The organism is Caloramator sp. ALD01 (assembly GCF_000472625.1).
Taxonomy (GTDB): domain Bacteria; phylum Bacillota; class Clostridia; order Clostridiales; family Caloramatoraceae; genus Thermobrachium; species Thermobrachium proteoclasticum.
This window is the reverse complement of the sequence record NZ_AXAA01000014.1, coordinates 31,767-52,863: the sequence shown is the minus strand read 5'-3', so window position 1 is coordinate 52,863 and position 21,097 is coordinate 31,767. Positions and strand designations below refer to the sequence as shown.

Annotated in this window: 17 protein-coding genes and 1 riboswitch; of the genes, 16 read left to right on the top strand and 1 reads right to left on the bottom strand. The window is 35.2% G+C overall.

What is annotated here, in order from left to right; translation table 11 throughout:
- Positions 1-3 precede the first annotated feature (3 nt).
- Positions 4-1,536, top strand: coding sequence for a glutamine-hydrolyzing GMP synthase (guaA, locus tag A3M9_RS0107240; RefSeq protein ID WP_027308636.1), 1,533 nt, complete (start codon positions 4-6; stop codon positions 1,534-1,536).
- A gap of 165 nt (positions 1,537-1,701) precedes the next feature.
- A complete protein-coding gene (locus A3M9_RS0107235; RefSeq protein WP_027308635.1) occupies positions 1,702-2,766 on the top strand; it encodes a S66 peptidase family protein in 1,065 nt (354 codons plus the stop codon).
- 19 nt (positions 2,767-2,785) lie between these two features.
- On the opposite strand, the gene A3M9_RS0107230 is transcribed toward A3M9_RS0107235, so the two are convergent.
- Positions 2,786-3,646, bottom strand: a complete 861-nt coding sequence (locus A3M9_RS0107230) for a transposase (protein ID WP_027308634.1) — start codon at positions 3,644-3,646, stop codon at positions 2,786-2,788.
- Between the two features lie 176 nt (positions 3,647-3,822).
- Between A3M9_RS0107230 and A3M9_RS0107225 the strand changes: the two genes are divergently transcribed.
- The 14 genes from A3M9_RS0107225 to purH all read left to right on the top strand — a co-directional run bounded on the left by A3M9_RS0107225 (position 3,823) and on the right by purH (position 21,089).
- Positions 3,823-4,263, top strand: coding sequence for a MarR family winged helix-turn-helix transcriptional regulator (locus A3M9_RS0107225; RefSeq protein WP_027308633.1), 441 nt, complete (start codon positions 3,823-3,825; stop codon positions 4,261-4,263).
- A gap of 76 nt (positions 4,264-4,339) precedes the next feature.
- Positions 4,340-6,067 carry an ABC transporter ATP-binding protein gene (locus A3M9_RS0107220; RefSeq protein ID WP_027308632.1) on the top strand — a complete coding sequence of 576 codons (1,728 nt, stop codon included), beginning with the start codon at positions 4,340-4,342 and terminating at the stop codon, positions 6,065-6,067.
- 1,418 nt (positions 6,068-7,485) lie between these two features.
- Positions 7,486-9,342, top strand: coding sequence for an ABC transporter ATP-binding protein (locus A3M9_RS13405; RefSeq protein WP_242826190.1), 1,857 nt, complete (start codon positions 7,486-7,488; stop codon positions 9,340-9,342).
- A gap of 243 nt (positions 9,343-9,585) precedes the next feature.
- A riboswitch (purine riboswitch) is annotated at positions 9,586-9,687 on the top strand.
- Positions 9,688-9,765: 78 nt separating this feature from the next.
- A complete protein-coding gene (locus A3M9_RS0107210) occupies positions 9,766-11,190 on the top strand; it encodes an NCS2 family permease (RefSeq protein WP_035166088.1) in 1,425 nt (474 codons plus the stop codon).
- Positions 11,191-11,248: 58 nt separating this feature from the next.
- Positions 11,249-11,959, top strand: a complete 711-nt coding sequence (purC, locus tag A3M9_RS0107205) for a phosphoribosylaminoimidazolesuccinocarboxamide synthase (RefSeq protein ID WP_027308630.1) — start codon at positions 11,249-11,251, stop codon at positions 11,957-11,959.
- Positions 11,956-12,204, top strand: coding sequence for a phosphoribosylformylglycinamidine synthase subunit PurS (purS, locus tag A3M9_RS0107200; protein ID WP_027308629.1), 249 nt, complete (start codon positions 11,956-11,958; stop codon positions 12,202-12,204). The genes purC and purS overlap by 4 nt, the downstream gene beginning before the upstream one ends.
- Positions 12,201-12,863, top strand: a complete 663-nt coding sequence (gene purQ, locus A3M9_RS0107195; RefSeq protein ID WP_027308628.1) for a phosphoribosylformylglycinamidine synthase subunit PurQ — start codon at positions 12,201-12,203, stop codon at positions 12,861-12,863. The genes purS and purQ overlap by 4 nt, the downstream gene beginning before the upstream one ends.
- Before the next feature lies 1 nt (position 12,864).
- Complete coding sequence (locus A3M9_RS0107190; RefSeq protein ID WP_027308627.1) at positions 12,865-13,977, top strand: 5-(carboxyamino)imidazole ribonucleotide synthase; 1,113 nt, start codon at positions 12,865-12,867, stop codon at positions 13,975-13,977.
- 1 nt (position 13,978) lies between these two features.
- Entirely contained in the window at positions 13,979-14,473 is a 495-nt protein-coding gene (purE, locus tag A3M9_RS0107185; RefSeq protein WP_027308626.1) for a 5-(carboxyamino)imidazole ribonucleotide mutase, read from the top strand.
- Complete coding sequence (purL, locus tag A3M9_RS0107180; protein ID WP_027308625.1) at positions 14,466-16,655, top strand: phosphoribosylformylglycinamidine synthase subunit PurL; 2,190 nt, start codon at positions 14,466-14,468, stop codon at positions 16,653-16,655. The genes purE and purL overlap by 8 nt, the downstream gene beginning before the upstream one ends.
- Complete coding sequence (gene purF / locus A3M9_RS0107175) at positions 16,640-18,046, top strand: amidophosphoribosyltransferase (RefSeq protein ID WP_051350647.1); 1,407 nt, start codon at positions 16,640-16,642, stop codon at positions 18,044-18,046. The genes purL and purF overlap by 16 nt, the downstream gene beginning before the upstream one ends.
- Before the next feature lies 1 nt (position 18,047).
- On the top strand, positions 18,048-19,040 hold the full coding sequence (purM, locus tag A3M9_RS0107170) for a phosphoribosylformylglycinamidine cyclo-ligase (protein WP_027308623.1): 993 nt from the start codon (positions 18,048-18,050) through the stop codon (positions 19,038-19,040).
- Complete coding sequence (gene purN / locus A3M9_RS0107165; protein WP_027308622.1) at positions 19,028-19,621, top strand: phosphoribosylglycinamide formyltransferase; 594 nt, start codon at positions 19,028-19,030, stop codon at positions 19,619-19,621. The genes purM and purN overlap by 13 nt, the downstream gene beginning before the upstream one ends.
- Positions 19,596-21,089 carry a bifunctional phosphoribosylaminoimidazolecarboxamide formyltransferase/IMP cyclohydrolase gene (gene purH / locus A3M9_RS0107160; protein ID WP_027308621.1) on the top strand — a complete coding sequence of 498 codons (1,494 nt, stop codon included), beginning with the start codon at positions 19,596-19,598 and terminating at the stop codon, positions 21,087-21,089. Before purN ends, purH begins: the two co-directional genes overlap by 26 nt.
- The last annotated feature ends 8 nt before the right edge of the window (positions 21,090-21,097 follow it).

The window sequence follows — 21,097 nt, the reverse complement described above, 5'->3', positions numbered from 1 at the left end:
AATATGAATAGAGAACTTGTTTTGATAATAGATTTTGGAGGACAGTATAACCAGCTTATTGCAAGGCGTGTTAGAGAGTGTGGGGTGTACTCAGAGATAGTACCATACACAGTTTCAATAGAAGAAATAAAAAGAAAGAGCCCAAGTGCAATAATCTTCACAGGTGGACCAAATAGCGTATATGAAGAGGGAGCACCAAGGGTAGATAGGGAAATATTTGAGATGAATATCCCTATACTTGGAATATGCTATGGAATGCAGCTTACCGCATTTATGTTGGGGGGAGAAGTTAAAAAGGCAGATAAAAGGGAGTATGGAAACACAAGTGTTGTTGTAGAAAATGACTGTGCCCTATTTTCAAACCTTCCTAAAGAGAGCATAATGTGGATGAGCCATACTGACTATGTTGCAGAACTTCCAGATGGATTTATAAATATAGCCTATACAGACTCCTGCAAAAATGCGGCAATGGCAAATAAAGAAAAGAGGATATATGGCGTTCAATTCCATCCAGAGGTTAAACATTCACAGTTTGGTTTTGATGTTATTAAAAATTTCTTGTTTAATGTATGCAGCCTCAAGGGGGATTGGACGATGTCCTCCTTTATTGATGAAAAGATAGAGGAAATAAGAAGGACTGTTGGAGACAAAAAGGCAATATGTGCCCTATCAGGTGGAGTTGACTCTTCTGTTGCAGCCTTAATGGTACACAGGGCAATAGGTAAAAATTTAACCTGTATATTTGTTGACCACGGCCTTTTAAGAAAGGGAGAGGCAGAAGAGGTTTATAATACCTTTAAAGAAAAGTTCGATATGAACCTTATTATGGTTGATGCAAAGGATAGATTTTTAGGAAAGCTAAAGGGAGTTACTGATCCTGAGAGGAAAAGAAAGATAATTGGTGAGGAGTTTATAAGGGTATTTGAAGACGAGGCATTAAAAATAGAAGGGGCAGAGTTTTTGGTTCAAGGGACAATATACCCAGACGTTGTTGAAAGTGGAACAGGAACATCTGCAGTTATAAAGAGCCATCACAACGTAGGGGGACTTCCTGAGGACATTAAATTTAAGTTAGTTGAACCACTTAGGGAACTATTTAAGGATGAAGTTCGAGAAGTTGGAAGACAGCTTGGACTTGCAGAAGAATTAGTATCAAGACAGCCATTCCCAGGACCAGGTCTTGCGATAAGGGTACTTGGTGAGGTTACAGAGGAAAAGCTTTCTATATTAAAGGAAGCAGATTTTATAGTAAGGGAAGAAATAAAAAAAGCAGGCCTTGATAAAAAGATATGGCAGTACTTTGCTGTACTTCCTGATGTAAAAAGTGTTGGCGTAATGGGAGATGAGAGAACATATTCTCACCTTATTGCAATAAGGGCTGTGGAAAGTGTGGATGGAATGACATCAGATTGGTTTAAAGTGCCCTACGAAGTTTTAGATAAAATATCAAGAAGGATTGTAAATGAAGTTAAGGGTGTAAATAGAATTGTATATGATATAACAAGTAAACCTCCTGCAACAATTGAATGGGAATAATTTAATAACTGGCAGCCATATCACTTATAACTTTTGATATGGCTGCTTTTTATTGCTGAAGCTTAACCACTTTTTTAAAAACAAATCAATTTAATACTTGCTAAAATATGGTTAATATGGTATCTTAAATATTAAATTTCAATAGATTCAATTGGGGGTATGAATATGTTAAAACCAAAGCCATTAAAAAGGGGAGATAAAGTAGCAATTGTAAGTTTATCAAGCGGTGTATTAGGAGAAGATTTTGCAAGACATCAGCTTGAATTAGGAGTTAAAAGATTAAAGGAGTTTGGATTAGAGCCTATCTTTATGCCAAACTCTCTAAAGGGGATTGAATATGTTAAAAATCACCCTGAAGATAGAGCAAAGGATTTAAAGCAGGCCTTTTGTGATGATACAATAAAGGGGATTATCTGTTCAATTGGAGGAGAAGATACATATAAGACTTTGCCATATCTTTTAGGGGATAGGGAGTTTGTTGATGCAGTTAAAAACAATCCGAAGATTTTTACAGGATTTTCAGATACTACTATTAACCATTTAATGTTTTATAAATTAGGACTGGTAACCTTCTATGGCCCAAGTTTTCTAACAGACATAGCCGAATTAGATAATGAAATGCTTCCATATACTAAAAGGGAATTTTTAAAGTATTTTGAAGAAAAAGATGAGTTTATTATTGAGTCAAGTGATGTTTGGTATGAGGAAAGAAGGGATTTTTCTAAAAATCAATTAGGCATAAGTAGAACTAAACATACAGAAAAACGAGGATATGAGGTGCTTCAAGGCAGAGGAAAGGTTAGAGGTAGATTTTTAGGAGGTTGTTTAGAAAGTATATATGATATATTGACTAAAGATGCATATAAAGAAGTATGCGATAAATACGAGTTATTCCCTAATTTAGAAGAATGGAAAGATAAAATATTGTTTATTGAAACCTGTGAGGAAAAACCAAACCCAGAGTTCTTTGAAAAGGAACTTCTTGCATTAAAGAATAAAGGTGTTTTTGATGTGATTAGTGGTATTATTGTTGGAAAGCCACAAGATGAAACCTATTATGATGAGTATAAAGAAGTTTTTTATAAAGTTATAGATAACAAGGATTTGCCTATCTTATATAACGTTAACTTTGGACACGCATATCCAAGATGTATAATACCTTATGGTGTTGAAGCAGAGATAGATTTAGATAGGAAAATGATAAAGTACTGGCAGCCATATCACATATAACTTGTGATATGGCTTAAATTTATTTGTTACTTGACCTATATAATATATTTGAAATAGCTGTTTGACTAACGTTAAGGAATGAAGCAATTTCTGTTAGAGTATACTTTTCATTTATTGCCTTTTTAATAAGTTCAAGTTTGATAGGAGTTAAATTTCTTCTTCGGCTTCCTGATTTTAATAATATAATATCTTCATCAGGTAATTTAAATGAATCTAGTATTTCTTGAAGAGAAGGTCGCCTTGGGATTTCAAATTTTATATCTTCATGAACATTTTCAGGTTTAAAAAAACTAAAGTTTTTACTTATAAATTTGAAGTCATCATCTAGTGTTTTTTCATTGCCATTTATATTCATAAGATTTAAATAGAGTTCAATAGATTTACTTTTATTACTGTTAAGTAAAGATAATGGAAAGGTAACGTTTACAAAATTTGAATATCCCTTTACATAGAAAAAATGACTACTCCATTTATAACTACTTACATTTGAACAAATACCTGCTCTAATAGGATTTCTATGTATATATCTTATTAACCAAAGGAAATATTCATCTGTTTCAACAAGTTTACTATTATATCTACCTTTAAATATGTGACCAGTATAGCCTAAATAGTCTCTAATAAATTTACTTGTTACATTGTTAATGTGAAACATCACTTCACCTATATTGTTATTAAATGTTTGTATTAACAGGTGGTAATGATTATCCATTATTACATAAGCAAATAGGTTATAGTCAAATTTCTTCTTATATTCTTTTAATTGTTTTATAAAAAATTGTTTTACTTTTGGATCTTTGAAAATATATTCGTTATTATTCCCCTTCTGCCATACGTGGTGAATGGCACCTTCAAAATATCCTCTTTCTCTATTTGACATACAACTCACCTCATATAGATTTTTGCCAAAATAAAACATTCTAAACATAATAAGTTATAAGTGATATGGCTGCCAGTTAAATTTCTCTTGACAGTTAGACGTCTAACTATTATTATAATAATTGTTAGACGTCTAAATAATTTTATAATGTATACAAAGGTGAAAGGAGAATTGTAATGGACTTTTGCAATATTGAAGGCCTTTATCAATCCTTCATAAAGGTTATTAAGGTACACCACCAGTACCTACATAACATACTTGAAAAACTTGATCTATACCCTGGTCAGCCGCCACTACTTTTTACACTATATAAAAATGATGGTCAGAGCCAAAGGGAGATTGCGGATAAACTCCACATAAAGCCTGCTACAATTACTGTAATGCTAAATAGAATGGAAAAGGCAGGGTTAGTTACAAGAAGGCAGGATGTAGAGGATCAGAGAATATCAAGGGTTTATTTGACTGAAAAGGGAAGAGAAAAGTGCGAGCAGTTAAAAAATATTATGGTTGACTTAAATGAGCATTGCTTTGGAAACTTCACAGAGGAGGAAAAGGAGGTTTTCAAAACCCTTTTAGAAAAGATGGCAGAAAACATAGAAAAGGTAAAGGAAAAGTGATTTTATAATTATGCATCGATAGGAAATCATTAAATTTATACTTAAAAACAATTTATTTGTTAGGAGATGATAGGCTGTGTTAAGACTTTATAAGTTTCTAAAACCATATGCTCTAATGATTGTTGGAGTGTTCTTCTTTGTAACACTACAATCCTTAGGGGATTTATATCTTCCAACCCTTATGTCAAACATAATAAACGAAGGAGTTATGCAGGGAGATACTAAGAGAATACTTCAAATTGGTGGAGTTATGCTTTTAGTAGCAGGTGTTGGAGTTATCTGCTCTGTTATTGCAAGCTTTTTATCAGCAAAGGTTGCAGCAAATTTAGGTACAATATTAAGAAGCAAAGTTTTCAAAAGAGTCGAAAGTTACTCACTTAATGAATTTGATAAGTTTGGAACTGCAACATTAATTACAAGAACAACAAATGACATTACACAAATACAAACAGTTACAATAATGATTATGCGTATGATGATAAGTGCACCTATTATGGCAATAGGCGGTTTAATTTTAGCTCTAAGAAAGGATAGACCGCTTACACTTGTTCTTGCTGTTGCAATACCTGTGCTTGCAATCGTTGTTGCAACAATTGCATCAAAGGTTATACCTTTATTTAAGCTTGTTCAAGTAAAGATTGATAAGATAAACCTTGTGCTTCGTGAAAAGTTAACAGGAATTAGGGTAATTAGGGCCTTCAATACAGTTGAACTTGAGAGAAGAAGATTTGACGAGGCAAATGTTGACCTTACAGAAACGTATATAAAAGTAAACAGAATAATGGCCTTTATGATGCCTTCTATTATGCTTGTTATGAACTTTACTTCACTTGCAATTCTATGGTTTGGAGGAATACGTATAAGCAAGGGAAGTATGGATTTAGGTGCCCTTGCAGCCTTTACTCAGTATGCAATGCAGATTATGTTTTCAATGCTAATGCTTGCAATGATGTTCATAATGGTACCTCGTGCACAGGCAGCAGCAACAAGAATAAACGAAGTTTTAGATACAATGCCAGAGATAAAGGATGCAGAAAAAACTGTAGATACATTTACAGGTAGGGGATATTTAGAATTTAGAGATGTAACCTTCAGCTATGAAGGTGCAGAAGAGCCTGCACTTAAAAATATTTCCTTTAAAGCAAACCCAGGGGAAGTTACAGCCATCATAGGAAGTACAGGTTCGGGTAAATCCACATTGGTAAATCTAATTCCAAGATTTTATGATGTGGATAGCGGAAGTATCTTAATTGATGGTGTTGATATAAGAGAGATGAGTCAAGAAACATTAAGAAATAAGATAGGATTTGTTCCACAAAAGGCCATCCTTTTCTCAGGAACAATTGCAGATAATATAAGATTTGGTAAAGAGGATGCAACAGATGAAGAAATAAGGCACGCAGCAGAGGTGGCACAGGCACTTGAGTTTATTGAAAATATGGATGGTGGATTTAATCACGAAATTTCACAGGGTGGTACGAATGTATCTGGAGGACAAAAGCAGCGTCTTTCAATTGCCCGTGCCCTTGTTAGAAAGCCTGAAATATACATCTTTGATGATAGCTTTTCAGCACTTGATTTTAAAACAGATGCAAAATTAAGGGCTGCACTTAAAAAGGAAACAAAGGATTCAACAGTAATTATCGTAGCACAAAGAGTCGCAACTATTATGGATGCAGACAGAATAATTGTTTTAGATGAAGGTAAAATAGTTGGAATTGGAACCCATAGAGAACTTTTAGAGCAGTGTGATGTATATAGAGAGATCGTTTCATCACAGCTATCGGAGGAGGAAATAGCATGAGCCAAAATAGAGGAATGAATAGACCGATGGGAAGAGGCGGCGGACCTGCTGGACTTGGTCGTCCTGTGGAAAAGCCGAAGGATTTTAAGGGGACCTTTAAAAGACTTTTAGGCTATCTAAAACCCCACAGACTAAATTTAATAATAGTGCTTATATTAGCCATTGCAAGTACAACTTTTACTATAGTTACTCCTAAAATATCAAGTAAGGCATTAAATAAACTACAGGATGCCTATATGGCTCGTAAAATGTTAAGTGAAATGGCAAAGGGGCAAGAGGAAGCAGTAAAGCAGTTAAATGAAAAGATGGGTGACGTTCAAGAGGAAGTTGTCGATAAAATTATAAATAATATGCAGGATGGACAAAAGAAGGCTGTAGAGCAGATAACTAATAATATGGCGGATGCACAAAAGAAGGCAGTAGATGAAATGTACAAGGGTGTAGCCATTCAACTACATCAGGGTGTTGTAAGTGGACAAAAGGCTGCAGTAGATAATATAACTTTGCAAATGGGTAAGGCTCAAAGGAATTTAGTTTTAAGTATGCAGCAGCAGAGTGGTATGCAGCAAATTCCACAGGGTGGACAGATGCCATCAATGGATCCTAAAATGCTTGAGGCTATGCAAAAACTTATAAAACTTCCAATGATTGATACAATAACCGATAGACAAAGGAAGATTGAAGTAACTCTTGAGTTTATTGATATTCTTCAAAGTATGCCACAGAATCAGCAAATAGATGCAAAAACTCTTTTATCAACAAAGGAGATACTAAGTCTTCCACTACTTGAAAATGTAAAAAATCCAAATGAAAAGATAAATATAATTAAAAAGTTTTTAAGTCTATCAAAGAATATGCCATCTCAAGGGCAAGGTATGTCAATGCAACTTGACGAAAATACTTTAAATAAAGCACTTGCAAAAATACCAGAGATTAAAAATTTCAATACAAATTCAAGCACTACAACAAATAAAATGGACAAAAAGACAATGGAGGCAGCCCAAAAACTTTTAAAGCTTCCATTGATAAGTGAAATAAAGGATCCTGTAGAAAAGAAAAAGACTTTAATTGATTTGCTTGACATATTTCAAAGTATGCCAAATACTTCAGGGGCAGGAACAGGTAATATAAAAGCTTCAGATTTTAATACACTCAAAGAGCTTCTCTCCTTACCTGATATAAGCAGCATACAGGATAAAGAAGAGAAGAAGAGGACAACTATTAAGCTTATAGATGTTTACAGTAAAATGCCAAATATGAATAGTGATGGCACAGCATCAAATGATATGATGGACAGCGAACAGTTAAAAAATGTAAAAGAGCTTCTTGAACTTCCAATGTTAAATTCAATAAAAGATGCCGATGAAAAGGCAAAGGTTTTAAATAGAATGCTTGATATATTTGGCAAAATGCCAGATATGAAGACAGATAATGCTGATTCTAAAAACAAATTTGATACAAAGAGCATAAAGGCTGTTCAGGAGTTTTTAGCCCTACCAAAATTAAGAACTCTCACAAATGCAGATGAGAAGGCTGATGTGGCTAAGAAGATTTTAGATTTAAGCAAAGAAATGCAAAATACAATGGAAAATGCACCAAAGGATGCAAAAGAGAACATTAAATTTACAGATGAGCAAATAAATGCAGTAATAACTGCAATAAGGGAAACAAATGGAGAGTACGACTTTAAATATATAGGAAGAATAGCTTTAATTCTTATTGCCCTTTATATAATAAGTGCTCTATTTAGCTTAACTATGGGACTTGTTATGTCAGGTGTTTCACAAAAGACAGTGCGTGATTTAAGAAGGGAAGTAGATGAAAAGCTTGCAAGACTTCCGCTTAAGTATTTTGACACTCATTTACACGGGGATATACTTAGCCGTATTACAAATGACGTTGATACAATCGCAACAACACTACAGCAGAGTTTAACTCAAATGATTACGTCTGTAATAACAATAATCGGCTATATTATAATGATGCTTACAATAAGCCCAACATTAACATTAATTGTTCTTGCCACAATGCCTCTTTATGTTATATCAACAATGCTTATTGCAAAGAAGTCACAAAAATACTTTGCAATGCAGCAAAAGGAACTTGGAGAGTTGAGTGGACACGTTGAGGAAATGTATACAGGTCACAAAATAGTAAAGGCCTTTGGACGTGAAAAGGATGCAATAGAACATTTTGAATCTATAAATAATAGACTAAGGGAAGCAGGTTGGAGAGCTCAATTTATATCAGGTATAATGTTCCCACTTATGAACTTTATAGGTAACTTAGGTTATGTTGGAATAAGTATAGTAGGTGGAATATGGATAACAAAGAGCCGTCTTGGAATTGGGGATATAATAGCCTTTATACAATATTCAAGATCCTTCACAATGCCAATAGTTCAAACAGCAAATATAGCAAATGTTATTCAGTCAACAATTGCCTGTGCAGAACGTGTATTCCAAATATTAGATGAAGAAGAGGAGATCCCAGATAGTAAGGATGCTGTTGTAATTGAAGAACCTAAGGGTGAAGTGAAGTTTGAAAATGTATCCTTTAGATATAAGGAGGATGTGCCTCTAATAGAGGATTTAAATTTAGAGGTAAAACCAGGGCATACTATTGCTATAGTTGGGCCAACAGGTGCAGGTAAAACTACATTGGTTAATCTGCTTATGAGATTCTATGAAATCAATTCTGGTAGAATAACTATAGATGGTGTTGATATAAGGGATATTAAACGTAGTGAGCTTAGAAAGATGTTTGGTATGGTTCTTCAAGACACTTGGTTGTTTAATGGAACAATAAAGGACAATATAGCCTATGGAAAAGAAGGGGCAACAATGGAGGATATAGTAAAGGCAGCAAAGGCAGCCCACGCAGACCACTTTATTAGAACTCTTCCACAGGGCTATGATACTGTAATAAACGAAGAGGCGACTAATATATCACAGGGACAAAAGCAGCTACTTACTATTGCTCGTGCAATACTTCACGATCCTAAGATATTGATTCTTGACGAGGCAACAAGTAGCGTTGATACAAGAACAGAGGTTTTAATACAAAAGGCTATGGCAAACCTTATGAAGGGAAGAACAAGCTTTGTAATAGCCCATAGATTATCTACAATACGTGATGCTGAGCTTATAATAGTTATGAATAAGGGAAGAATTATTGAAATGGGTAACCACAAAGAACTGCTTGCAAAGGGTGGATTCTACGCAGATCTATATAACAGTCAATTTGCAAATGAGAATGTAGATGAAGTAGTATAAAAGGCAGCTGCAATGCAGCTGCCTAATTTTCTTCTTGCCTTATTTTTTTATCTGTGTTAAAATTACAAAAATAACTTTTGATCAAAAGTTATATGTGATATGGCTGCCAGTCCATAATTAAATGTTCGTTATATAACGAAATATAAAATGAAATTGATGTTATAAACTTATTTTATTCCGAATAATTAAGTAAAAATTACAAAAAATATATTGACTATGGCGAAATATGGTGTTAATATAATAGTGTAAATTACATAAGTCACTCATATAATTCCGATAATATGGTTCGGAAGTCTCTACCGGGGGACCGTAAATTCCCCGACTATGAGTGAGTCGGGCATTGCTATGTTTATTTAGCATATATATCACCCTGACTTACTCATGGTAAGTCAGGGTGATAATTTTTTAAGGGAGGTTTTGATTATGGATATAACTCAAAGAAGAGAAGAAAACGTATCAATTCTTGAGAGACTATTTAAGCTTCAAGAAAACAACACTACAGTAAAAACAGAAATTATAGCAGGTATTACAACGTTCATCACAATAGCCTACATCATATTTGTAAATCCAAACATACTAAAGTTTGCAGGTATGAATAGTAAAAATGCATTAGGTGATGCAGCGGCAAGCCTTAATGCAATAAACGACCCAGTAGTTGCATCAGTTTTTGCAGCAACTTGTATATCAGCAGCAATAGGTACATTTATAATGGCACTTTATGCAAATGTTCCTTTTGCACAAGCACCAGGTATGGGGCTTAATGCCTTCTTTACCTTCAGTGTTTGTTTAACATTAGGTTATACTTGGCAACAAGCTCTTGCAGCAGTATTTATATCAGGACTTTTATTCATACTAATGACAGTAACTTCTTTAAGAGAGATGATAGTTGATGCAATTCCACAAAACTTAAAGCTTGCAATTTCAGGTGGTATAGGACTTTTCATAGCATTAATAGGACTTAAGAGTGGAAGTATAATAGTTGATAATCCAGCAACACTTGTTGGTTTTGGAAGTTTTACAGATAAGCACGCACTATTAACTTTAATAGGTATTACAATAACAGGAATATTAATGTCAAGAAATGTTAAAGGTTCAATACTTATAGGAATCATAGTTACAACAATAATTGGAATTCCTATGGGAATAACAAACATAGAAGGTATAAAGTTAATTTCTGCTCCTCCTTCAGTTGCACCAACTTTTATGAAGATGGATTTTAAGGGACTTTTAGGATTAGGCCAAGCAGGACTAGTTGGTGCTATAATGAGCGTTGTTATGGTTGTTATATCCTTCAGCTTAGTTGATATGTTTGATACAATTGGAACACTTGTTGGAACAGCTCAAAAGGCAAACCTACTTGATGAAAATGGAAAGATGAAGAATATGAACAAGGCACTTCTTGCAGATGCTATTGCAACAACTTGTGGTGCAATGCTTGGTACAAGTACAGTTACAACATATGTTGAATCAACTGCAGGAATTTCAGAAGGTGGAAAAACAGGTTTAACAGCCTTTACAACAGGGGTTATGTTCCTACTTGCAATGTTCTTTACTGGTCTTGTTGGAATAGTTCCAGCAGAGGCAACAGCTCCAGCACTTGTAATTGTTGGTGCCCTAATGATGGGTGCTATAACTAAGATAAATTTTGATGATTTTACAGAAGCACTTCCAGCATTCTTTACAATTGCAGTTATGCCATTTAGCTACAGCATAGCAAATGGTATAGCTGCAGGTATGATATTCTATCCAATAGTAAAAATAGTTACAGGCAAGTCTAAAGAAGTAAATCCTGCCGTTTATGTTTTAGCAGTTCTTTTCATCATAAGATTTGCACTTCTCCCTCATTAATTAATAAGTCCAGAGCAAAATGCTCTGGACTTCAATTTCAAATAAAAGGGGTGTTAATATGGAAAAATTAAATATGCTCTATGAAGGAAAGGCAAAAAAGGTCTATGAGACTAAAGATGATGATAAACTAATTGTCTACTATAAAGATGATGCAACGGCCTTCAATGGTCTTAAAAAGGATGTAATATTAGATAAAGGAATACTAAACAACAGCATTTCTTCCATCATATTTAAAAAACTTCAAGAAAACAATATAAAAACACACTTCATTGAAAAACTTTCAGATAGAGAACAGCTTGTCAAAAAGGTCAGTATAGTTCCCCTCGAGGTTATTGTTAGAAACTATGCAGCAGGAAGCATAGTAAAAAGACTTGGTTTAAAGGAAGGACAAAAGTTTAATGAGCCAATTCTTGAGATTTCATATAAAAACGATTCTCTACAGGACCCCCTAATAAATGATTACCACGCAATAGCACTTGGATTGGTAGAGAGGAATGAGCTTATCAATATATATAATACAGCCCTTAAAATAAACAGCCTATTAACAAAAATGTTTGAGGGAATAGGAATAATACTAATTGACTTTAAGCTTGAGTTTGGAAGGTATAAGGGAGAGGTTATATTGGCAGATGAAATATCTCCAGATACCTGTAGGCTTTGGGATAAGGAAACTTTATATAAATACGATAAGGACAGATTCAGACAGGATTTAGGAAATGTAATAGAAGGCTATAGAGAGATTTTAAATAGATTGGAGGAGTTAAGATGATTAAGGCATATATAGATGTTACCTTAAAAAAGAGCATACTTGACCCACAGGGTACAGCAGTTAAAAAGGGACTTGAAAAGCTCTCTCTTTATGCAGAGGATGTAAGAATAGGAAAGCACATAGAGGTACTTCTAAAGGAGGATAAAATAGAGGCGGCCCGTGAAAAGATAGATGAGATGTGTAGGAGGCTTCTTGTAAACTTTGAGGTTGAAACCTATTCTGTAAGGTTTGAGGTGATAGAATGAAGGCGGGGGTTATAGTTTTTCCAGGTTCTAACTGTGACATAGATGCCTATAAGGTTTTAGAAAGATTAAATGTTGAAGTTAAATATATATGGCACGATGAAAAGATAGATGATGAGGATTTAATTGTTCTTCCAGGTGGATTTTCCTATGGAGATTATTTAAGATGTGGTGCAATTGCAAGATTTGCAAGGGTACTTGAAAATATAAATGAACATATTGAAAAGGGAAAACTTGTTTTAGGAATATGCAACGGTTTTCAAATTCTAACAGAGCTTAAGGCACTTCCAGGAGCACTTCTTAGAAATAAAAATCTAAATTTCATATGTAGCGACTGTAACTTAATAGTAGAAAACACCGACACTCCCTTTACAAATCTTTTTAAAAAGGGTAATATTGTAAACTTTCCAATAGCCCACGGAGAGGGCAACTATTATATAGATGATGAAGGATTAAGGGAGCTTATAAAAAATAACCAAATAGTATTTAGATATCAAAACAATCCAAATGGTTCAGTAGAAGACATTGCAGGTATTGTAAATAAAAGAGGAAATGTACTTGGAATGATGCCTCATCCAGAGAGGGCACAGGACAAACTTCTTGGTGGTGAGGACGGATTAATGTTATTTAAATCGATAATTGCCTATTTAAAGGAGGCATAGTATGAAAAGGATTGGGATAGTAGGTGGAGGACAGCTTGGAAGGATGCTCTCCTTTGAGGCAAAGAGGATGGGGTTTGAGGTTGTAATAATTGATCCAACTCATAATTCACCCGCAGGACAGGTATCCGATTTTCAGATAGTTTCAAGATATGATGATTTAAGTAGGATAGATGATTTTATAAATGGATGTGATGTTGTAACCTATGAGTTTGAACATATATCAGTGGAGTTTTTAAGGGAGATAGAAAGAAGAGGCAGAGAGGTTATACCATCCTCAAATACCCTTGAGATAATTCAAGATAAGCTAAAGCAAAAGCTCTTTTTAAAGGAAAAGGGCTTTAATGTACCAAGGATTTATAAAAGGGATGAATTAGATAAAATAGACTCCTTTCCCTGTATGCTTAAGTTTTCAAGGGGAGGATATGATGGAAAGGGAAATATTTTGATAGAAAGCCCATCTCATCTTAAGGACATTGTTTCAAATCTTAAGTATGATTTTTTCATTGAAGAACTAATTCAATTTGAAAAGGAAATATCAATACTTGTTGCAAGGAACAAAAGAGGACAGATAAAGCACTTCTCTCCTGTTGAAAACATCCACAAAAACAGCATACTTCACCTTAGCATTTCACCTGCAAGGATAGATAAGGAAACTGAAGATAAGATATATGAGATTGCAGATAGGTTTATAGAGGCAATAGGAGATTATGGAATATTTTGTATAGAGATGTTCCTTGATAAAGAAGGAAATATATATATAAACGAAATAGCACCTCGTCCCCATAATTCTGGACACCATACAATTGAATCCTGTATAACAAGTCAATTTGAACAGCACATAAGAAGTATTTTAAACCTTCCACTTGGAAGTACAAGAGAGATTTCAAAGGCGGTTATGAGAAACATACTGGGAGATAAAGATATAGAGGGTAGATATTATTTAAAGGGTTTTGAGGAACTTTTAAAAACAGAAGGACTCTTTTTACACCTATATGGAAAAAGGGAAGTAAAAAGGGGAAGAAAGATGGGTCATATAACCTATCTTTGTAATGATTTAGAAGAAGGAATAGAGAGACTCTCTAATATGGAGTTTGAATTTATAGGAGGATGTTAATATGGCATCTGTTGCAATTATAATGGGAAGTATTTCAGATTATGAGACTATGAAGGGAGCAGAAAAGGTTTTAAAAGAATTTGATGTTGATTATGAGATAGATGTTGTTTCAGCCCACAGAACTCCAGATAAAATGTATGAGTTTGCAAAGGGTGCAAGAGATAGAGGGATAAAGGTTATAATTGCAGGGGCGGGGGGAGCGGCACATCTTCCAGGGATGGTTGCATCCTTAACTACGCTCCCTGTAATAGGTGTTCCAGTTTCTTCAAGACTTCAGGGTATTGATTCACTTCTTTCAATAGTTCAGATGCCAAAGGGAGTACCTGTTGCAACTGTTGCAGTAGGTGGGGCAGAAAATGCGGCCCTACTTGCTCTTAGGATGCTATCAATAAATGATGAAAAAATAGCAGAAAAGCTTTCAGAATATAAACAAAGATTAGAGATGGAAGTTAGTGCAATGAACCTAAAGCTTAAGGAGGTTTGTGAAAATGAATAGATATGAAAAGGTTGGCTTAACAAAGGAGGAATATAAAAGAATAGTTGAAGGTTTAAACAGAGAACCAAATGATTTAGAGCTCTCTATGTTTGGAGTTTTATGGTCAGAGCATTGTAGTTACAAAAACTCAAGGGCTCTACTTAAATTGTTTAATACAAAGGGAGAGAGGGTTCTTCAGGGACCGGGTGAAAATGCTGGTGCTGTAGATATAGGGGATGATTTGGCAGTTGTGTTTAAAATAGAGAGCCACAACCATCCATCAGCATTAGAACCATATCAGGGTGCTGCAACAGGGGTTGGAGGAATATTAAGAGACATATTTACAATGGGTGCAAGACCTATTGCAAACTTAAACTCAATTAGATTTGGACACCTAAATGATGAAAGAAATAAAAGGCTTCTAAAGGGTGTGGTTAACGGAATAGGTAATTATGGTAACTCTGTTGGAATTCCAACAGTTGCAGGAGAGACTGTGTTTGACGACTGCTACAGTGATAACCCACTTGTTAATGCAATGAGTGTTGGAATAATAAGGAAGGATAAGCTAAAGAGGGCAATAGCCCAAGGGGTTGGGAATAGTGTAATACTGGTTGGACACACAACAGGACGTGATGGAATAGGTGGAGCAAGCTTTGCCTCCTGTAATTTAACAGAGGAGTCAGAGGCTATGCGTTCTGCTGTTCAGGTTGGAGACCCTTTTATGGAAAAGCTTCTACTTGAGGCTTGTCTTGAACTTATGGATAAGGAATATGTAGTCGCAGTACAAGACTTAGGTGCAGCAGGATTAACCTCCTCAAGCTGTGAGATGGCCCTAAGGGGTGGATGCGGAATTAAAATAGATGTTTCAAAGGTTGTTACAAGGGAGGAAAATATGCTTCCTGAGGAGATAATGATTTCAGAATCACAGGAAAGAATGCTTTTTGTTGTAAAAAAGGGGTATGAAGAGGAGATATTAAAGGTATTTAAAAAGTGGAATTTAAACGCAGCAGTTATAGGAGAAATAACAGAGGATAAAAATTTAACTGTGACAGAAGGTGATGTGGTAGTAGGTTGTGTACCGGTTGAACTTTTAGGAGATGGTGCGAAGGCAACCTTAAGACCCTATAGAAGACCTAAATATTTAGATGAACTACATTTGGATATAGATAGCCTTAAAAGAGTAGAGGATTTAAATGATGCATTAATTAAAGTTTTAAAGTCTGAAAACATAGCTTCAAAGGAATGGGTTTACAGGCAGTATGATTATATGGTTAGGACCAACACAATAGTAAGACCGGGAGGAGATGCTGCTGTTGTTGCAGTTGAAGGAACAGATAAGGCACTTTCCTTAACAGTTGACTGCAATTCAAGGTATTGTTATTTGGACCCCTATGAAGGTGCAAAGATTGCAGTGTGTGAGGCGGCAAGAAATATAGCAGCAACAGGAGCAACACCAATTGCAATAACAGACTGTCTAAACTTTGCAAATCCTGAGGATGAGGAGGTCTATTACACATTTAGGCAGGCAATTTTAGGTATAACTGAGGCAAGTAGGGTATTAAACACTCCAGTTGTAAGTGGTAATGTAAGCTTTTACAATGAATCAAATAAAACAAGAATATATCCAACTCCAACAATAGGGATGGTTGGTCTTTTGGAGGACAAAAATAAAGCTTGTACAATAGATTTTAAGGAATTAGGTGATGCGGTTATCTTAGTTGGAGAAACCTTAAATGAAATAGGCGGAAGTGAATATTTAAAGGTTATTTATGGCAAGGTCTTAGGTAGTGCACCAAGGTGCTATCCTGAAAATGAAAAGAATACCATAGAGTGCTTAACAAAGCTAATAAAAGAAGGTTTGATACAAAGTGCCCACGATGTATCAGAGGGTGGAATGATTGTAGCACTTTGTGAATGTGCCTTTAAGAATGAAATAGGGGTAGAGGTAAATGTAAAGACAAGTTTAAGGGAGGATATATTCCTATTCTCTGAAAGCCAAGGAAGGTTTATTCTATCGGCTAAAAAGGAATATGTAGATGAAATAATAACTGAATTTAAAAGATATGGAGTTTTGGCTGAGGTAATTGGAGAAACAAAGGGCAGTAAGATTGAAGTTAATATAAACGGAACAAGGGTTATAGATAAAAGTATCTGCGACTTAAAGAGGGTTTGGGAGGAGGAGCTCCAATGCATTATGGATTAGATAAGTTTAAAGAAGAGTGTGGAGTATTTGGTGTTTTTTCAAGGGAAAAAAAGAAGGTTGGGGAGATAGTCTACTATGGACTTTATGCACTGCAGCATAGGGGGCAGGAAAGTGCAGGAATTGCCTATTCAGATGGTGAGGCAGTAAATCTAAAAAAGGGTATGGGGCTTGTTGGAGATGCTTTAAAAAGGGAAGATTTAGATAAAATGATAGGCTATTCTGCAATAGGTCACGTTAGATACTCAACAACCGGCGATTCAAACCTTCAAAATGCACAGCCCCTTTTGAGTAAATATAAACTTGGAAGTATTTCCATTGCCCATAATGGAAATTTAGTTAATGCAGATATTATAAGGGAGCTTTTAGAGGAGGCAGGTTGTATATTTCAGACATCCATTGATTCTGAGGTAGTATTAAACCTGATTGCAAGGGGTTATAAAAAGGGAATAGAGAGGGCCTGCTTTGATGCAATCCAAGCAGTTAAGGGTTCCTATGCCATTCTTCTTCTAACAGAGGATAGATTAATTGCAGTAAGAGATCCAAATGGTATAAGGCCTCTTTGCATAGGAAGGCTTGGAGATGATTATATTTTATCATCTGAGAGCTGTGCAATAGATGCTGTAGGTGGAGAGTTTTATAGAGATGTAGAACCGGGTGAAATAGTTGTGATAGATAAGGAGGGACTTAGAAGCTATAAGATGATAGAGAGAACCTCCCTTAAAACCTGCTCCTTTGAATATATATATTTTGCAAGGCCAGATAGTACAATAGATGGAATAAACGTTTATATTTCAAGGGTTAAAGCAGGAGAAAACCTTTTTAAAGAAAAGCCCTGTGATGCAGATATTGTGGTTGGTGTACCAGATTCAGGTACCCATTCTGCTGTAGGGTATGCAAAGGCTTCATCAATTCCATATGGAATGGGTTTTGTTAAGAACAAGTATGTAGGTAGAACCTTTATTGCACCAACACAAGAGCTTAGGGAAGCTGCTGTTTCAATGAAATTAAATCCACTAAAAGTAAATATAGAAGGAAAAAGAATAGTATTGGTGGACGATTCTATAGTACGCGGAACGACTATGAAGAGGCTAATTGAACTTTTAAGGAAAAATGGTGCAAAGGAGGTACACGTAAGAATTGCATCTCCTATTGTAAAATATCCCTGCTATTTTGGTATTGATACTCCAAGAAGAAGTCAGCTTATAGGTTCAAACTTAAATGAGGAGGAAATAGGAAGAGAACTTGGTGCAGATAGCATAGGTTTTTTAAGTATAGAGGGACTTTTAGATGCCCTCGATGCAAAAAGCTTTTGTTTAGGTTGTTTTAATGGAATATATCCTGTTTCAGCCCCCTTTGAGGCAGATAAATTTATGTTTGAAAGGAAAGAGTGATATGAGATATTGTGATGCTGGTGTAAACATAGATGAAGGTAACAGACTTGTTTCAATGCTAAAGGGAATGGTTAAGGAAACTTACAAAGAGGGTGTACTTGAGGGTGTTGGAGGTTTTGGTGCCCTATTTGAGATTAAAAATTATAAAAATCCTGTATTGGTATCAGGTTGTGATGGCGTTGGGACAAAGCTTAAGATTGCCATAGATATGAAAAAGCTTGATACAATTGGAATAGATTGTGTTGCGATGTGTGTAAATGACGTTTTATGCCACGGTGCAAAACCTTTGTTTTTCCTTGATTATTTTGCCTGTGGTAAGCTAAGTGCAGAGGATGCCTTTAATGTCATAAAGGGAATAAAGGATGGGTGTATTTTGGCAGGATGTAGTTTAATCGGAGGAGAGACTGCAGAAATGCCAGGTTTTTATGAGGATGGAGAGTTTGATATTGCTGGATTTTGTGTCGGAATTGTTGAGAAGGATAAAATAGTTGATGGAAGCAAAATAAAAGAGGGAGACTTGCTTGTTGGAATAGAGTCTTCAGGATGTCACAGCAACGGATATTCATTAATAAGAAAAATCATTACAGACCTTGAGGAACCATTTAAAGATAAGAGGATAGGAGATGTTCTTTTAACTCCAACTAATATTTATGTAAAGGATGTTCTTCCTCTTTTAGATAAATTCGACGTTAAAGGAATGGCCCACATAACAGGTGGAGGATTTTTAGAAAACATCCCAAGGATGTTTAAGGGAGATTTTAATGCAGTAGTATATAAAGATAGCTATGAAATACCTGATATATTTAAACTTTTACAGCAAAGAGGAGTAGAGGAGACAGAAATGTATAGAACCTTCAATATGGGAATAGGTTTGGTTATTTGTGTGGATAAAAATGAAGCAGAAGAAGTAGTAAGAACAATAGAAGAAGGTGGCAAAAGTGCGTATATAATTGGAGAAGTGGTAAAGGGCGGTGGAAGGGTATGTTTAATATAGCCGTCCTTATATCAGGAAGTGGCACTAACCTTGAGTCAATATTAAATGCAGTGGAAAAAGATGAGATAAAATCAAAGGTTGTTTTAGTAATAGCAGATAGAGAGTGCTATGGAATAGAGAGGGCAAAAAAAAGAGGAATAGAGACATACATTTTAGATAGAAAAGCCTATAGGGATGAGCTTTCGGATAGGATTTATGAATTAGTTAAATATAAAGCTGATTTTATTGTTTTGGCAGGATTTTTATCAATACTAAAGGGAGATATATTAAAGGAATATAAGAATAGAATAATAAACCTTCATCCATCTCTACTTCCAAAGTTTGGAGGTGTTGGGATGTATGGGGATAATGTGCATAGGGCTGTTTTAGAAAATAGGGAGAAGATAACAGGCTGTACGGTTCATTTTGTTGATGAGGGAGTAGATACAGGAAGAATAATACTTCAAAGGACTGTTTCTGTGGATTATGAGGATAAAATTGAAGATATAAAGAGGAAGGTTCAAAGGGAAGAACATATAGCTATAGTTGAGGCTATAAAAAAATTGGAGGTGGCTTATGAGGGCATTAATCAGTGTATATAATAAGGAAGGAATTTATGAGTTTGCTAAATTTTTATCAGATAGTGGTGTTGAGATAATTTCAACAGGAGGAACCTTTAAATATCTAAAGGAAAGGGGAATAGATGTAGTTGAGGTAAGCTCTATAACAGGTTTTGATGAAATATTAGATGGAAGGGTAAAGACACTACATCCAGTAGTTCACGCAGGACTTTTAGCAGTAAGGGATAATGAAAACCACGTTGAACAGTTAAGTAAAAGAGGAATAGAGTATATTGACTTTGTTGTTGTAAACCTGTATCCCTTCTTTGAAAAGGTAGAGGATGATTTAAAGGATGATGAAAAGATAGAGTTTATAGATATAGGTGGTCCTTCGATGTTAAGGTCTGCTGCTAAAAACCATAAATACGTTGTTCCTATATGTGACCCTAAGGATTACGATATGGTTATGGATGAGATTTTAAATTATGGAGATGTAAGATTAGAAAAGAGAAGATATCTTGCAGGAAAGGTATTTAATTTAACATCTGCCTATGATGCAGCCATATCCAATTTTCTTCTTGAGGATGATTTTCCAGAATACCTAACTTTATCCTATAAAAAAATTATGGATTTAAGATATGGAGAAAATCCACACCAAAGGGCAGCATACTATACAAAGACAGTAGGAAGTGGTGCAGTAAAGGATTTTGAAAAGCTAAATGGAAAGGAACTTTCATATAACAACCTAAAGGATATGGATATAGCTTGGAAGGTTGTTTGTGAGTTTGATGAACCCTGCTGCTGTGCAGTAAAGCATAATAGTCCCTGTGGAGTTGCAGTAGGAGAAGACGTATTTGATGCATATATTAGAGCCTATGAGTGTGATAAGATATCCATATTTGGAGGAATTGTTGCATTTAATAGAAGGGTTGACAAAAGAACAGCTGAAAAGCTTATAGATATATTTTTAGAAATAGTAATAGCACCAGATTATGATGAGGATGCACTTATAGTTTTAAAGGAGAAGAAAAATCTAAGAGTTATAAAGGCACTATCGACACCAAAGGATAAATTAGAGTATATAAGCGTAGATGGTGGAATTTTAGTACAGGATGTAGATAGAAGGTTAGTTAGCGAATTTAGATATGTTACAGAGCAAAAGCCAACTGATAAAGAGATGGAGGATATGCTCTTTGGAATGAAGGTTGTAAAGTATGTAAAATCTAATGCTATAGTAGTTGTTAAGAATAAGATGGCTATTGGGATTGCAGGCGGTCAGGTAAATAGAATATGGGCAGCTTGTCAGGCATTAGAGAGGGGTAAAGGGGCTACTTGCCTTGTGTCGGATGCTTTCTTCCCCTTTGAGGATGTTGTGGAAAAGGCAAATGAATATGGTATAAGGGCTATTATGCAGCCTGGCGGTTCAATAAGAGACAAGGAATCCATAGATGCCTGCAATAGATATGGCATTGCAATGGTCTTTACTGGAGTTAGACATTTTAAACATTGAGGTGATTT